Source organism: Alphaproteobacteria bacterium, from assembly GCA_016870095.1.
GTDB lineage: Bacteria > Pseudomonadota > Alphaproteobacteria > Paracaedibacterales > VGCI01 > VGCI01.
This window is the reverse complement of sequence record VGCI01000005.1, coordinates 50,001-64,237: the sequence shown is the minus strand read 5'-3', so window position 1 is coordinate 64,237 and position 14,237 is coordinate 50,001. Positions and strand designations below refer to the sequence as shown.

11 protein-coding genes and 1 tRNA gene are annotated in these 14,237 nt (G+C 40.6%); 6 read left to right on the top strand and 6 right to left on the bottom strand.

The window, feature by feature from the left end; all coding sequences use genetic code 11:
* The first annotated feature begins 206 nt into the window (after window positions 1-206).
* The 5 genes from FJX03_05170 to FJX03_05150 all read left to right on the top strand — a co-directional run bounded on the left by FJX03_05170 (window position 207) and on the right by FJX03_05150 (window position 5,407).
* Entirely contained in the window at window positions 207-1,442 is a 1,236-nt protein-coding gene (locus FJX03_05170) for an MFS transporter (protein MBM3633075.1), read from the top strand.
* Between the two features lie 180 nt (window positions 1,443-1,622).
* Window positions 1,623-2,921 carry an MFS transporter gene (locus tag FJX03_05165; protein ID MBM3633074.1) on the top strand — a complete coding sequence of 433 codons (1,299 nt, stop codon included), beginning with the start codon at window positions 1,623-1,625 and terminating at the stop codon, window positions 2,919-2,921.
* 47 nt (window positions 2,922-2,968) lie between these two features.
* Window positions 2,969-3,559, top strand: coding sequence for a DUF1013 domain-containing protein (locus tag FJX03_05160; GenBank protein MBM3633073.1), 591 nt, complete (start codon window positions 2,969-2,971; stop codon window positions 3,557-3,559).
* 284 nt (window positions 3,560-3,843) lie between these two features.
* A complete protein-coding gene (locus FJX03_05155; protein ID MBM3633072.1) occupies window positions 3,844-5,217 on the top strand; it encodes a M23 family metallopeptidase in 1,374 nt (457 codons plus the stop codon).
* 113 nt (window positions 5,218-5,330) lie between these two features.
* Window positions 5,331-5,407: transfer RNA gene (locus FJX03_05150), tRNA-Glu, on the top strand.
* 74 nt (window positions 5,408-5,481) lie between these two features.
* On the opposite strand, the gene gatB is transcribed toward FJX03_05150, so the two are convergent.
* The 4 genes from gatB to xth are packed head-to-tail and all read right to left on the bottom strand — an operon-like array spanning window position 5,482 to window position 9,531.
* Window positions 5,482-6,957 carry an Asp-tRNA(Asn)/Glu-tRNA(Gln) amidotransferase subunit GatB gene (gatB, locus tag FJX03_05145; GenBank protein MBM3633071.1) on the bottom strand — a complete coding sequence of 492 codons (1,476 nt, stop codon included), beginning with the start codon at window positions 6,955-6,957 and terminating at the stop codon, window positions 5,482-5,484.
* Between the two features lie 6 nt (window positions 6,958-6,963).
* A complete protein-coding gene (gatA, locus tag FJX03_05140) occupies window positions 6,964-8,448 on the bottom strand; it encodes an Asp-tRNA(Asn)/Glu-tRNA(Gln) amidotransferase subunit GatA (protein MBM3633070.1) in 1,485 nt (494 codons plus the stop codon).
* Window positions 8,449-8,458: 10 nt separating this feature from the next.
* Entirely contained in the window at window positions 8,459-8,746 is a 288-nt protein-coding gene (gene gatC, locus FJX03_05135) for an Asp-tRNA(Asn)/Glu-tRNA(Gln) amidotransferase subunit GatC (protein ID MBM3633069.1), read from the bottom strand.
* Window positions 8,747-8,763: 17 nt separating this feature from the next.
* Window positions 8,764-9,531 carry an exodeoxyribonuclease III gene (gene xth / locus FJX03_05130; GenBank protein MBM3633068.1) on the bottom strand — a complete coding sequence of 256 codons (768 nt, stop codon included), beginning with the start codon at window positions 9,529-9,531 and terminating at the stop codon, window positions 8,764-8,766.
* A gap of 223 nt (window positions 9,532-9,754) precedes the next feature.
* Here xth and ligA point away from each other — a divergent pair, with 223 nt between their 5' ends.
* On the top strand, window positions 9,755-11,851 hold the full coding sequence (gene ligA / locus FJX03_05125) for an NAD-dependent DNA ligase LigA (GenBank protein ID MBM3633067.1): 2,097 nt from the start codon (window positions 9,755-9,757) through the stop codon (window positions 11,849-11,851).
* A gap of 218 nt (window positions 11,852-12,069) precedes the next feature.
* On the opposite strand, the gene FJX03_05120 is transcribed toward ligA, so the two are convergent.
* A complete protein-coding gene (locus tag FJX03_05120; protein MBM3633066.1) occupies window positions 12,070-12,255 on the bottom strand; it encodes a hypothetical protein in 186 nt (61 codons plus the stop codon).
* 295 nt (window positions 12,256-12,550) lie between these two features.
* Window positions 12,551-14,134: a hypothetical protein gene (locus FJX03_05115; protein ID MBM3633065.1), complete on the bottom strand. Its 1,584-nt coding sequence runs from the start codon at window positions 14,132-14,134 to the stop codon at window positions 12,551-12,553.
* Between the last annotated feature and the right edge of the window lie 103 nt (window positions 14,135-14,237).

The window sequence follows — 14,237 nt, the reverse complement described above, 5'->3', positions numbered from 1 at the left end:
AGGGTAAGACCGTCAATAGACCCTCTAACAATGAAGTGTTTGAATAGCTATGACCTACTTTTCTTGCTTTTATCAACAAACACAGAGAATGAGAAACCGACCGGGGTTTATACCTGAGGTTAGGAAATATAATCCACTTATGAGTCGCTTCGTTTCACTAAAAATGTTTGCTGGGGTTCTTCAATACTAATTTTAAGGTTTCTGGAGTGATGATGCCCACTTTGCCATCCCCTCAATCGACATATTTCTCAATTCCAAGACAGATTTGGGGTATCGGATGGGGTGTATTTTTTATTAATACTTCTTCCGTTATGGTTCGCGCGATTGCAGCCGTATATCTTAAGGCTTTAGGTGTAGAAATCGGTTGGATTGGACTTTTAGAAGGGTTTATTGAAGGTTTATCTTTTGTCATTAAAACATTTGCTGGCGTCATAAGTGATTATTTACGCCGCAGAAAAGCCTTTGTAACCATTGGTTATATCCTCATAGCTTTGAGTAATCCTATTATTGCATTATGGGCCACTTTTGGTGGGGTTTTTGTATATCGGGTCATTGCCCGGATTGGAAATGGTATACAAGCCACACCACGAGATGCGTTGGTGGCTGATATTGCCCCTGCCAAAAGTCGGGGTGCTTGTTATGGTTTACGTGTTGGCTTGGGTATTGCTGGATCTTTTGCCGGGGCCTTTATTGCTTGGCACTTCATGCATAGAACGAGCAATAACTATCAACAACTTTTCTGGCTCGCTACAGTTCCCGCTATAGTAGCGGTTCTCATTGTTCTCATTTTTGTGAAAGAACCCAAAAAGAATCTTCACCCGAAAGATCATCAAACCCGTCACCCTATTCACTGGGCAGACTTGCCCCGTTTAGGCCGGCAATTTTGGACATTAATGGGGGTTGTGGCTATTTTTATGATTGCTCAAGTCGGTGAGCCCTTTATGGTTCTGCATGCTCATCTGAACTTTGGGCTACTTGAAGCGGATGCACCAATAATTTTTCTTCTTTTTAATGCAACTCATTCCGCATCCTCCTTGCCTGTAGGAATGCTGTCAGATCGAATGAGTCGCTACCATCTATTGGCGCTAGGTTTTCTTGTGCTTATTGCCTCAGACTTAATTTTGGCAACGGCAACAAATTTGACAAGCGTCTTTATTGGTATTGCCATTTGGGGATTCCAGATGGGCATCCACCAAAGTATGTTTCTTGCTCTTATAGCGGATAATTCACCTGACGATTTGCGCGGCACAGCATTAAGCGTATATTATCTCATTTGTGGCGCCTCCCTCTTTTTAGCTAACACATGTGGAGGAATTGTTGCACAAGTATTTGGCTCAAGTTCAACCTATCTCTTCTCTTTTGTCGTCGCTGCCATCGCACTCTTTTTCCTTGTTTTCATTATGCCTAAAAAAAGAGATAAATCTAACAAACCTATTGCGTAAAATATTTGTATAGAGTATGGTCCTGTTAGGTTTTATAAATAATACCTACTATATAAATACATTGGCATTTTGAGTGTTTTGATCGCTGATTATCGTGTTGCATTTGCAAATACGAAAGCATCACTATAATATGCCAAATAATAATGCAAGGACGCATGTTATGATTGAAGCGGGGATAGGATGTCGCTAAACGACACACCAAACCAATCTTCACCACCAATTTCTCCAATTCTTCCGATCTATCGTTTTTCTTATTTTTCTCCAACCATTATACCTAGTAACATATGGGCGTTAGGCGCTTCCATGTGTCTTATTAATATATCCGTAATAATGGTTTACAGTCTTTCCGCTCTATATATGAGCACTATAGGAATATCAACCGTTTGGATTGGTTTGTTGGAAGGTGTCGTTGAAGCCACTTCCTTCTTTATGAAATTATTTTCTGGAATTTTAAGTGATTATCTCAAAAAGCGTAAAGGCATAATGTTAATTGGCTATGGCTTAACTGTTATCAGCAAACCTCTAATTGGTATGTCGACAGGTTTTTCTGCTGCTTTTGCGGCTCGCGTCATTGAACGCTTAGGAAATGGTATCCAAGCAACACCGCGGGATGCTTTAGTGGGTGATGTGGCACCACCAGATCATCGCGGGGCTTGCTATGGTTTGCAACGTAGTCTTGGCATTATTGGCTCAACTATCGGAGCTGTACTGGGTATGTTAGCCATGATCTACACCTTAAATAATTTTAGGATTGTTTTTTATATTGCAACTATACCGGCTGCTATTGCCTTTGGAATTCTATACTTTGCCGTTAAGGAGCCTAAACATGCTCACTATAAAACTGATATAAGAATAAACAATCATCGCGAAAGACATCCTATCCATTTATCGGACTTAAGACGCCTGGGCAAAGAATTCTGGTGCTTAATGATCATTGTTGCTGTTTTTATGCTAGCGCGTGTTAGTGAAACATTGATTGTCTTAGATGCCCATCATAATTATAAATTACCAACAAGTTATGCTCCTCTCATCATGTGCGTGTATAATATAACTTACTGCCTATTTTCTTTCCCTGTTGGTATTTTGTCCGATCGAATCGGAAGATTTAAAATGCTCGTTGTAGGTATTGGTATTTTAATGATTGCTGATTTTTTCATTTTCTCAGCCACGAGCTTATCAACTCTATTTATTGGTGTCCTTTTTTGGGGATGCCAAATGGGGATCGCTCAAAATACTTTTGCCGCGCTCATTTCTGATATAGCTCCCGATGACCTCCGCGGTACGGCATTTAGTATGTTTTATGTTATCAGTGGAATTTCAACCATCGGGGCTGGATTAGCCGGTGGTTCGCTTGCTCATTTTTACGGAGAAAGTGCTGCGTTCAAGATGAGTTTTCTGGTTGCAGGACTTGCTATGGCAATCCTCTTCTTTTTTAAGCCAGGACAGAAGAAAACGATAGCTATTTCTCCTAAAGCGTAGTAGTAAAAAAGCATAATGATGTCCAAATTAATTTGTTAGGAGTTACAATGCCGACGCCTTTGATGCCTAAAGCAACCGCTGTTTGGCTGATTGAGAATACAAGTTTAACGTTTGACCAAATCGCTGAATTTTGTAATATACATCCCCTAGAAATTCAAGCCATTGCAGATGGTGAATCCTCAACAGGTATGGTTGGTTTTAATCCTATTTCATCTCAACAATTAACTGCTGAAGAAATTAAGAGATGTGAAGTTGACTCAACAGCACACCTTCAGTTAACACCCCCGGTAACAGCTGATTCATTGTTGGGGAAGAAAAAAACACGCTACACACCCGTATCCAAGCGACAAGATCGCCCAGATGCAATTGCCTGGCTGTTAAAATTCCATCCAAATTTGACGGATTCTCAGATTTGTCAATTGCTTGGAACAACAAAACCGATGATTAAATCCATTCGCACCCGTACGCATTGGAATACAAATAATATTAAACCGCGTAGTCCCGTGCAGCTCGGCTTATGTTCACAAAGTGAACTTGATACCATGGTTTTAACGACACTGAAGAATAGTGTGTCCTCAAATGAAACAACACAAATCCTTGAGGATGATGTCTCTAAATCCCAACTCGAAAAAGTATAAAAAAATGTTTTTCTATTGCTCTGGGGATACTAAAAATTAATTTTAAGGTAGTTATTTGAATAAATTGATTAATATAGTTTTTCTTTCAAATTTCTAACTGCAAATTTCATATATTTCAACAAAATATATAAAACACGAAGCCTGCTAATAGTTGACAAACCTGCATAGACTTGGCATGTTTAGATGAATATGTTAACCTTTTGTTAACTATTATGTATGTGTTTACCTCCCCCTAGTGGTTGATTTATGGGATGTAAAGTTTTTTTATTCTTGAGGGGTGTTATATGATATCTTTTTCTCGTCCCCAACTCTCGGGATTATGTTTTCTTCTTATTGCCACTGGCATTGCTGTTCATGAATATCAATCAACCCCGCAAATCGTGAGCGGCGTCACCCAAGAACTCATTACTATACAAAAAGATCCATCTACACCGCCTAACGACTTATCTGAACTTGCGGAACAAATATCTAGTCCATCTGAAAGTCCTCAAGAAACTCAAGAAAAAGACTCTATTTTACAAATTTCTAGCGGTGACACAATGATGTCTATGTTAGGGAAAATTGGCGTTCCTCGGGAAGAAGCTGTGCGAGCTATTGAAGCGTTAAAGCGCGTTTACGACCTTCGTGAGCTAAAAGTTGGACAGGAAATGAATGTGCGATATCGCAAAGATTCTACAAAGAATGAGTCCACTTTGTTGTCTCTGTCTCTCAAATCAGCTCACGATAAAGAAATTGCCCTCGCTGCTGAAGATGGTGTTTTCTCTGCAAAACAATATCAGATTGCTCTTAAAAAGGTTCAAAAACGAGTCATGGGAACTATTGATTCTAGTTTTTATGCAGCTGCTCTTAAAAGAGGTGTGCCCCCTCAAGTTGTCCGTGAAGCCATTAATGCACTTGCCTATGATATTAATTGGCAACACGACCCTACCCGAGGAGATCCGTTTACCATCGTTTACGATGTCTACCAAGACACAAATGGAAATGTTGTGAGATCTGATAATTTAAAATTTGTTTCCTTTGCTCCGGGAGGCAAGAATAGCGGAAAAAACAATGTGCGTCGTGTCTACCGATTCCAACCTGTAAAGGGAACAGCTGGATATTATGATCCAAATGGTATGAATGTTGTCAGAACATTGTTGCAAACCCCTATGGATCCCTCAAAAATGCGTCTGACCTCAAAGTTTGGACGACGGGCTTGGCATCCTTCCGGTTATTCTCGAAATCATAAAGGCGTCGACTTTGGGGCGCCCATAGGGACGCCGGTACGTGCGGCTGGTGACGGTGTCATCATTAAAGCATCAACCTGGGGCCATTATGGTAACATCATTCAAATAAAGCACAATAAAGAATATGTAACAGCCTATGCCCATTTAAGTTCTATGAACGTCAAGGTAGGTCAATATGTTCGCCAAAATCAATTGATTGGTAAAGTTGGCAGAACAGGTCGGACAACGGGCCCCCATCTTCATTATGAAGTCATACACAATGGTGTTCATGTTAATCCACAAGGACTAAAATTGTTACCTACAACAAAGTTGAACCAAAAGGATTTAGCCGAGTTCCATAGAGTTAAAGCGCAAATTGAAAAAGAAGTTGCTGAAATTGCAACTTCACCTTCTCAAGTTGCCTCTGTTCAGACATCAACGAGAACGAGTTGATGCAATCATTTTTATGGGTTGAGCATTTATTCTCAACCCAATAAACAAATATTTGCAAAACACTATCAAAGCACTTGATTTAATTTCCGTATACAGCTAAAAACGAGGAAGCTGTCCCCATCGTCTAGCTGGCCTAGGACACCGCCCTTTCAAGGCGGCAACACGGGTTCGAATCCCGTTGGGGACGCCATTTTTTTTCTTAGCATTTTTCTGGCACTACAATTGATTCTTTTGTCCATTATGGCGTGAAAGACAAAACCTCTCTTAACCAAGTTTCTTTTTTAGGAGTTCATTGACAACACCTGGATTGGCTTTGCCTTGCATAACCTTCATGATTTGACCTACAAAGTAGCCAAACAACTGTTCTTTTCCACTTTTATATTCAACAACTTTAGCAGCATCTCGCTGCAAAAGATCATCAATCGCACTTTCAATGGCACCTGTATCCGATATTTGGCGCAATCCCAATTCATCGACAATACGAGCAGGTGCGGTGCCGCTTTCCCACATTTTGGAAAAGACATCCTTAGCAATTTTACCCGAGATGGTATCATCAAGAATCAAGTCAACCAACTCAGCTAAGTGCTGAGGGGACAAATTCATGGTCTCAATGGTTTTGTTGTCACGATTCAAAACCGCGAAAACCTCGCCCATAAGCCAGTTTGCAATCATTTTTGCTGCTTGTGCACGGTCCTTTGCCTTAGAAGCTGCTACAGCTTGTTCATAGTACGCCGCAATTTCTTGTTCTCCCACCATAACCCCAGCATCATAGGCGGATAACCCAAATTCTTCTATAAATCTTGCTTTCTTAACATCCGGTAGTTCAGGCATTGTTGCACGAACAGCTTCAATACGTTCTTGCGTTAAGCGTAAAGGGCGCAAATCAGGATCAGGAAAATAACGATAATCGTGGGCATCTTCCTTGCTGCGCATAGAACGTGTTTCGCCTTTTGTAGAATCAAACAATCTTGTTTCTTGAGCTATTTCCCCTCCATCTTCCAAAATTTGAAGTTGGCGATGAATTTCGTATTCAATTGCCTGGCCGACAAACCGAATGGAGTTAACATTCTTAATTTCTGTCCTTGTTCCAAAGGGTGTTCCTGGACGGTGCAAGGAAACGTTTGCGTCTGCTCGCATACTCCCCTGCTCCATGTTACCATCACAAGTGCCAAGGTATCTGAGAATCGTTCGTAATTTTTTCATATAAGCCATGGCTTCAGCAGGAGAACGAATTTCTGGCTCGGATACAATTTCCATCAATGCTATACCCGACCGATTGAGGTCTATATATGTTTTTTGAGGATGTAAATCATGAATACTTTTTCCCGCATCTTGTTCCATATGAATTCTGGTAATGTTGATTCGTTTTGATTCCTCACCTTCCAAATCAAGATCTATATACCCCCCCGTAACAATGGGTCGGGTAAATTGTGAAATTTGATAACCTGAAGGCAAATCAGCATAAAAATAATTTTTACGATCAAATACAGATATTAAATTTACATTCCCATTCAAACCTAAGCCCGTTTTGATAGCTTGATCTACACAGCGATGATTTAGGACAGGAAGCATGCCAGGCATACTGGCCCCAAAAAAACCAACTTGAGTATTTGGTTCGGCGCCAAAATCTGTTGAAGCCCCACAAAAGAGTTTTGAATTAGAAATAATTTGGGCATGAACCTCTAAACCGATAACCACTTCCCAAAGACCTGTTTTTCCTTCAATCAAATTCTTCGACATATTGCTTTAAACTCCTTTTCGAATCATTTTGACTTGGCCTTCAAAGTCAGCGGCTTCTTCTAATGCTAAAGAGGTATTAAATAAGCGCTGCTCTGAAAGTTTGGGGCCAATAAGTTGTAACCCAAGAGGCAAGCCAGACTTTGACAAGCCAACCGGAACCGAAATACCGGGTAAATCCGCCAAATTTACGGTCACAGTAAAAATGTCATTCAAATACATTGTTACGGGATCCATTGGCTTTTCATCAATGGCAAAGGCCTCTGTTGGTGTTGTTGGAGTTAAAAGTACATCGACTTGCTCAAAGACACGTTCAAAATCTTTAGCAATGAGTGTGCGCACTTTCTGAGCTTTTAAATAATAAGCGTCATAGTAGCCTGCTGATAGCACATAGGTTCCAATAAGAATCCTTCGTCGCACTTCTGCTCCAAAACCTTCACGACGGGTATTTTCATACATCGCGTCCAAAGTTGTTCCGGGAACACGCAATCCATAACGCACCCCATCATATCTTGATAAGTTTGAAGATGCTTCTGCCGGTGCTATAACATAATAGGTAGGGAGGGCAAAGGGTGACATAGGTAAAGAAACATCGTGGATGGTAGCTCCTGCAGCGGTGAGCCAATCTATCCCTTTTTGCAAAAGGTCACTCATTTCTAGCGACAAGTTTTCCCGATACTCTTTTGGCAAGCCAATGCGTAACTTTTTTATATCGCTAGTGATATTAGCCAAATAATCAGGAATTTCAACGTTTAGGGATGTTGAATCCCACGGATCATAACTGGCCATGACTTGAGTCATAAGAGCTGCATCTCGAACTGTTCTGGCAACCGGGCCTGCCTGGTCAAGAGAAGACGCAAAAGCAATCATACCTCGACGGGAACATAATCCATAAGTTGGCTTTATACCCACTAATCCACAAAATGCGGCGGGCTGACGGATAGATCCCCCTGTATCAGAAGCTGTTGCTGCCAACGCCATATGACCGGCTACCGCCGCAACAGACCCACCTGAAGAGCCTCCAGGAACCAAATCTTTGGTGGGATCATCAATTCTTCGCCAAGGATTAATAACGGGACCATACGCACTATTCAAATTTGCAGACCCCATCGCAAATTCATCCATATTTACTTTGCCAAGCATAACCGCGCCAGCATTCCAAAGATTCTGAGTTACTGTTGATTCATAAGGCGGAACAAAATTATCAAGAATCTTTGAACCAGCCGTTGTACGCACACCTTTCGTACAAAACAGATCTTTGATGCCGATTGGCAAGCCTTCCAACGCTCCCGCTGAACCTTTGGCAATCCTTTCATCGGAGCTAGCTGCTTGGGCCAAAGCTAGATCTGCTGTTTCTGTGATATAGACATTAAGATTTTGCTTCCCATCCATAGCAGCAAGATGAGCTTTAGTAAGTTCAACAGAAGTAAATTCGCCTTTCAAAAGACCTTCACGGGCCCCTGTTAAAGATAAAGTTGTCAATGAAGTCGTCATTCTCTATCTCCTACTCAACAACTTTTGGAACGGAAAACATATTGTGAGCTTTGTCGGGCGCATTTGCCAGGATATCTTCTACACAATTGCCATCATCAACAATATCGTCTCGTTCTGGCACAGTTAAGGGGTAAGCGTCGGTATAATTGTCGACCCCGGCCACATCTACAGATTCCAATTGATCGATCCAATGAAAAATACCGGATAATTCCTTTCCAATTGCCACCAATTCTTCATCTTCGACCCGAATCCTTGCTAATGAAGCCACTCTGGCCACCTGTTTTGCTGATAATTCCATAAATGCTTTTCCTTCAATTAATTTAAAATACACCATACAGGAGCATGATCCGATGCTTTTTCTTTAGCACGAGGATCACGATCAACACCAGAGTCTTGCACACGATCAACCGCCAAAGGGGATAGTAAAAAATGATCAATTCTTAAACCCTCATCTCTTTGCCAAGCCCCACTGCGATAATCCCACCAGGTAAAGGGACCTTTTCCATGATGATGAATGCGCAAAGCATCATGATATCCTAAATGAAGTATTGATTGAAAGTGTTGGCGCTCTGCTGGAGAACACAAAATTTCCCCTTCCCATTTTTCGGGCTCACTGACATCTCGCGTTTCAGGAGCAATATTATAATCACCTCCAATAATGGTGGCTTCTTCAAACATTAAAAGAGACGCAAGATGGTGCCGAAGTCTTTCTAAAAAGGTTAATTTATAGCGATATTTATCTGCCCCGACTGTCTGACCATTTGGAACGTAGACGGACGCCACTCGAACTGTACCGACTACCGCTTCAATATAACGAGAGTGATCATCTTCTGGGAACGTGGGTAATCCTCGCGTAACATCTTCTATAGGGGATTTCGCTAAAATTGCCACACCATTGTAGGTTTTCTGGCCCGCGATGGCGAGGTTGTACCCTAAATCCTCAATGGGCCCACTCGGAAAAGCACCTTCTTCACATTTCAGTTCTTGAAGAAGGACGATATCGGGATTTACATCTTTTAGCCATACCAAAACGTTGTCCAATCGAGGTCGAATTGAATTGACATTCCATGTGACAATTTTCATTGTTCTTTTGCCTTATAATATTATCTATCCTTATCAAGGTGCCTGATTTTGGAGTTTGGATCAACTTGATATTCTAGAAAAATCTTTGCCAATTAATTATTATTGATAAACAATAATTTGGTGCACATAAATGTCCTATTACCCAACCCATAATCCCTCTGTCCAGAAGACACAGATTCCGCTATTATTTGCCCAAATAATAATACCTGATAAAGAAAATTTGATGAATTTAACTCCTCCTGTGGAACAATTAAGTCGTGAACAAGCGATTGAAGAGCTAGCAAATTTAGCGAAAGTTATCGCTTATCATGATCATTTGTACCATCAACAGGATGCCCCAGAAATTAGCGATGCTGATTACGACGTACTGATTGCTCGCAATCGGGCCATAGAAAAACGGTTTCCCGATTTAAGACGCGACGACAGCCCATCTCATCGGGTGGGAGCAGCCCCAGCTTCTGGCTTCAAAAAAGTGAAACATCGGGCACCGATGTTATCATTGGATAATGCTTTTACTGAGGGGGAGGTTATTGATTTTTTAAACCGCGTTCGTCGCTTTCTTCAGTTGCCTGCCGATCAATCAATTGAAATGGTGGCTGAGCCCAAGATAGACGGGCTGTCTGCTTCTCTCCATTATCAAGATGGGCGTTTTGTTTTAGGCGCGACTCGAGGCGATGGCAGCGAGGGAGAGGACATTACGGCTAACTTACGCACCGTTAAAGGCATACCGCTCATTTTGCAAGATAAGAATGCCCCCCCCAACCTAGAAATTCGGGGTGAAGTATACATGCGTCGAGATGATTTTTTGACTCTAAATAGGGCGCGTATAGCAAAGGGCGAGGCTGAGTTTGCGAACCCTCGCAATGCGGCCGCTGGCTCAGTCCGCCAGCTTGATCCCAAGATCACGGCCAAACGTCCGTTACATTTTTTTGCTTATGCTTACGAAACATTAACTGGACATAACGATAATACCCAAAGCTCGCTTCTTGAGTCTCTAAAACGCTGGGGATTTTCCGTAACGACTTTGCGACAAATCTGTGATAATGAAAGCGGCTTGATGAGCTACTATCATAAACTTGAAGCCATGCGTGCCGAATTAGATTTCGACATCGATGGTGTCGTCTATAAAGTTAATAACCTTGATTGGCAACGTCGTTTAGGTACTGTTGGACGTACCCCTCGCCATTCTATAGCTCACAAATTTGCCGCCGAAAAAGCGGAAACCATCTTAGAAGATATCCTTATACAGGTTGGGCGGACAGGCGTTTTAACGCCCGTAGCCGTCTTAAAACCCGTGACGGTTGGCGGAGTCGTTGTTCAGCGAGCGACACTTCATAATGAAGATGAGATTGCGCGAAAGGATATTCGCATTGGCGATCATGTCGAAATTCAACGGGCTGGCGATGTCATTCCCCAAGTGGTGAGAGTATTTCCGGAAAAGCGGACCTCATCGAGTCTTTCGTACATTTTCCCACAAACGTGCCCTATCTGTGGGAGCAAAGCTATCCGCACAGAAGGAGAAGTAGCCCGTCGATGTACGGACGGTCTTGTCTGCCCTGCCCAAGCTGTGGAACGACTCAAACATTTTGTTTCCCGGCAGGCTTTTGATATTGAAGGTCTAGGAGAAAAGCACATTGAAGCCTTTTATCAAGAGAATCTTATTCGATCTCCAATAGATATTTTCACCCTTGCAGCTCGGGATCGGCAGTCCTTAACTCCTTTACGAAATAAAGAGGGCTGGGGCGACCAATCCGTCAAAAATTTGTTTGAAGCCATTGAGCAGCGCCGTTCCATTTCTTTAGATCGATTCATTTATGCCTTAGGCATCCCGCAAATCGGAATCGTAACCGCCAAACTGTTAGCGTGGAATTATTGCTCTCTCACTCATTTTCGCGAACAAATGATTTTAGCTCATGATAAAAATGGTGAGCCCTGGTCAGAGCTATTGTCCCTCGAAGGAATAGGAACAAATATAGCGACAGATCTGGTGGAATTCTTTCAACAACCTCATAACGATGAAATTATCAGAACACTAAGCGAGATATTAAATATTCCCAACTTTATTGTTGAAGCCTCAACACCTTCCCAACTAACTGGAAAAACGATTGTGTTTACAGGAACTTTACCAACACTGAGTCGTGCAGAAGCCAAAGCCCGTGCAGAACGGTTGGGCGCCAAAGTAACAGGGAACGTAACCAATAAAACGGATTACGTTATTGTTGGGGCTGATGCAGGATCAAAAGCAAAAAATGCCAAAGACTTAGGCGTTACGACTTTAATTGAAGATGAATTTATAAAATTAATGGAGGACAAAAAGTAAGACATTATTAGTGTAAGTAATATGATTTGAAATTACAAAATTAACTATAAATAATTTTTACTATATATTTTTTTAAATTTATCTAAATATAAAATATTTGCAATAAGTTAATATATATGAAATATAAGTAAATATCAAACATATACCTACATTACAAAATTTAAAGGAACGCCTACTTATGTATTTTTGTTAACTTTTAGTGTCTTACAACTTAGATCTCACGCTGCTGATGAGACTCGCAAAACACCCGACCTGGTATCCTCCTTACCCCATATGCAAACTTTCTCAGATCCTTCACCATTAGAAAAAGCCATAGAGTTTTTTGAAATTGCAAAGAAAGAAAAATCTTCCCTCAAAAAACTCACTTCAGTTTTAGGGAGTCTTTGTCCTGCATTAACTTTCATATCTTATGCTCATACCCTGCTGAAAAAAGAACCTGGTATAAAAATTCCACATATTGTCTCAAGATTTATACAAACAGGTGCCCGAACCATTATAAATTCTGAAATATACACACATGATAATGAAGAAGTATTTTCACTCATAGAAAGGCTTGACCCCTTATATTGGTATTATAACACAAATTTTTCTCTGTAAGGGCTGAAGAGTTATTCCCTATAAATTCAACTATTAACTAGTCAACCATTATACCTAGAGTAAGGGGTAGCAATATTCCTTACCCTACCCCCATTTTAAATTTTAATTTTTATATTCCTCCCTCGCCTGGGATGTTGTAAATTCATTAATGATTTGAGCCGTAGCCTCAATTCGAGCTTCCCTCAAATCATACGGCGTTTCCCCTTTAAGATTTCGAATTGTGGAATTTGCCCCATTTTTAAGAAGTAATCCAATATCCTGTAGTCGACTATTTCTATATTTTGCATCTGTGATAGCCTTATGAAGAGCTGTATCACCAAAGCGATCTTGTGCATCTAACTTTGGTTTCATACGCATAAGGTGAAGAAGTGCCTTACCTTCAAGATGATGTATGACATAATCTCCATTTATATTCATTGCGTTGGGATCAAATCCCGTCTGATTGAGTAAGAATATCTGCATATTTTTAATACATGTTGTAAATATTAAGGGTATGCCCATAGCATTTCTTTGATTTACATCCGCACCTTCTGCGAATAGCCTGCTTAATACCTCTTGATCATTGGTGTCTACGGCATGAAATAAAGGGGGAGGTATTTTTTCAATTTGATTCAGTTTGCCCTCTTCTTCACTGCCAAGCAATGGTTGCCAGACAACTCTCTTCGTTTGCCATTGAGGCGAGTGTGTCCATACCCATTCAAATAAATGACGATCGCCGTGTATAGCGCCTGTTTGCCAAGTTGGCAAGTTTAGGGAGGGAACTTCAATTATCTCAAGCTTATTAAAATACGCTACTGGCTTTCGTGAAGTGTTGGCAACTTGTACATAATGAGTTCCTGCATACTCTAACGAAAGTGATAATGGCTTATTATTTTGGCGTTTCATTAAAAATGGGGGTATATCACGGCCATCTGCATGTCCTACAAGGAAAGGAACCCTAGTGCTCAAAAGGAATTCTATCATTGGATAATGTAGAAAATAGTGTACGTTTGGCCCATAATACACAGGGAAGCCATGAAATAATATTATTCCTCCTTCTGGTCGCAGAAAATTATAGGCTTGAACAAAAGTTCCCACTGGGTCATGTAAATGAATGAATGTATATGAGGAAATAATAAGATCAAAAATATTATGCAAATTCAGATCAAATTGGCTCATAAGTTGAGTAAGGCCCTTATATAAATCTTCAATTTTAAAGGCATCAATATTATAACGTTTACATTTTCCAATCTTTTCAACCGACTGACCACCATAATTTTCTCCTGTAACACTAATAACATGAACGATAATATCTTCCGGAAGGTCAGATTGCTCATTAATAAAATCAACAGTTCTATTTCCCCAAGAAAAATTACCAGCTCCAATATCAAGAACATAAAATTGCTTTTGATTCGTAGAGATTTGTATAAGTGATTTAAGCATATACGCACAATCAATGCTCATTATGGTATAAGAACTAGACCCGTTATAATTCCACTGGGGTTGAAATGAAAGGAGACTGGTATGCGTTGAATTGATATCCCTTTGAAGATCATTAGGTCTTTCATAAGGATTCAATGATCGTTGCCTTGACTGTATTTGTGAACAATCAGAAGAGAGTGTATCTATGGCAAAAGTGGGCACCATCTCCATCATTAAGGATGATGCCAGTATTGGAATACCTAAAATAAATTTTTTAATATACATTATTTTTATCTGCATTCATTAAATAAATAGCTTGGAATGCTCTTTACTTAATAATTAAAGTGCCCTTTATAAAAATATGGGCATAAAAAACATATATTTCAAG

Bases quoted from the DNA above. Each gene is read 5' to 3' on its own strand.
- FJX03_05165 (MBM3633074.1), top strand. From the start codon at position 1,623: ATGTCGCTAAACGACACACCAAACCAATCTTCACCACCAATTTCTCCA.
- FJX03_05160 (MBM3633073.1), top strand. From the start codon at position 2,969: ATGCCGACGCCTTTGATGCCTAAAGCAACCGCTGTTTGGCTGATTGAG.
- FJX03_05155 (MBM3633072.1), top strand. From the start codon at position 3,844: ATGATATCTTTTTCTCGTCCCCAACTCTCGGGATTATGTTTTCTTCTT.
- gatB (MBM3633071.1), bottom strand. From the start codon at position 6,957: ATGTCGAAGAATTTGATTGAAGGAAAAACAGGTCTTTGGGAAGTGGTT.
- gatA (MBM3633070.1), bottom strand. From the start codon at position 8,448: ATGACGACTTCATTGACAACTTTATCTTTAACAGGGGCCCGTGAAGGT.
- gatC (MBM3633069.1), bottom strand. From the start codon at position 8,746: ATGGAATTATCAGCAAAACAGGTGGCCAGAGTGGCTTCATTAGCAAGG.
- xth (MBM3633068.1), bottom strand. From the start codon at position 9,531: ATGAAAATTGTCACATGGAATGTCAATTCAATTCGACCTCGATTGGAC.
- ligA (MBM3633067.1), top strand. From the start codon at position 9,755: ATGAATTTAACTCCTCCTGTGGAACAATTAAGTCGTGAACAAGCGATT.
- FJX03_05120 (MBM3633066.1), bottom strand. From the start codon at position 12,255: ATGAAAGTTAATGCAGGACAAAGACTCCCTAAAACTGAAGTGAGTTTT.
- FJX03_05115 (MBM3633065.1), bottom strand. From the start codon at position 14,134: ATGTATATTAAAAAATTTATTTTAGGTATTCCAATACTGGCATCATCC.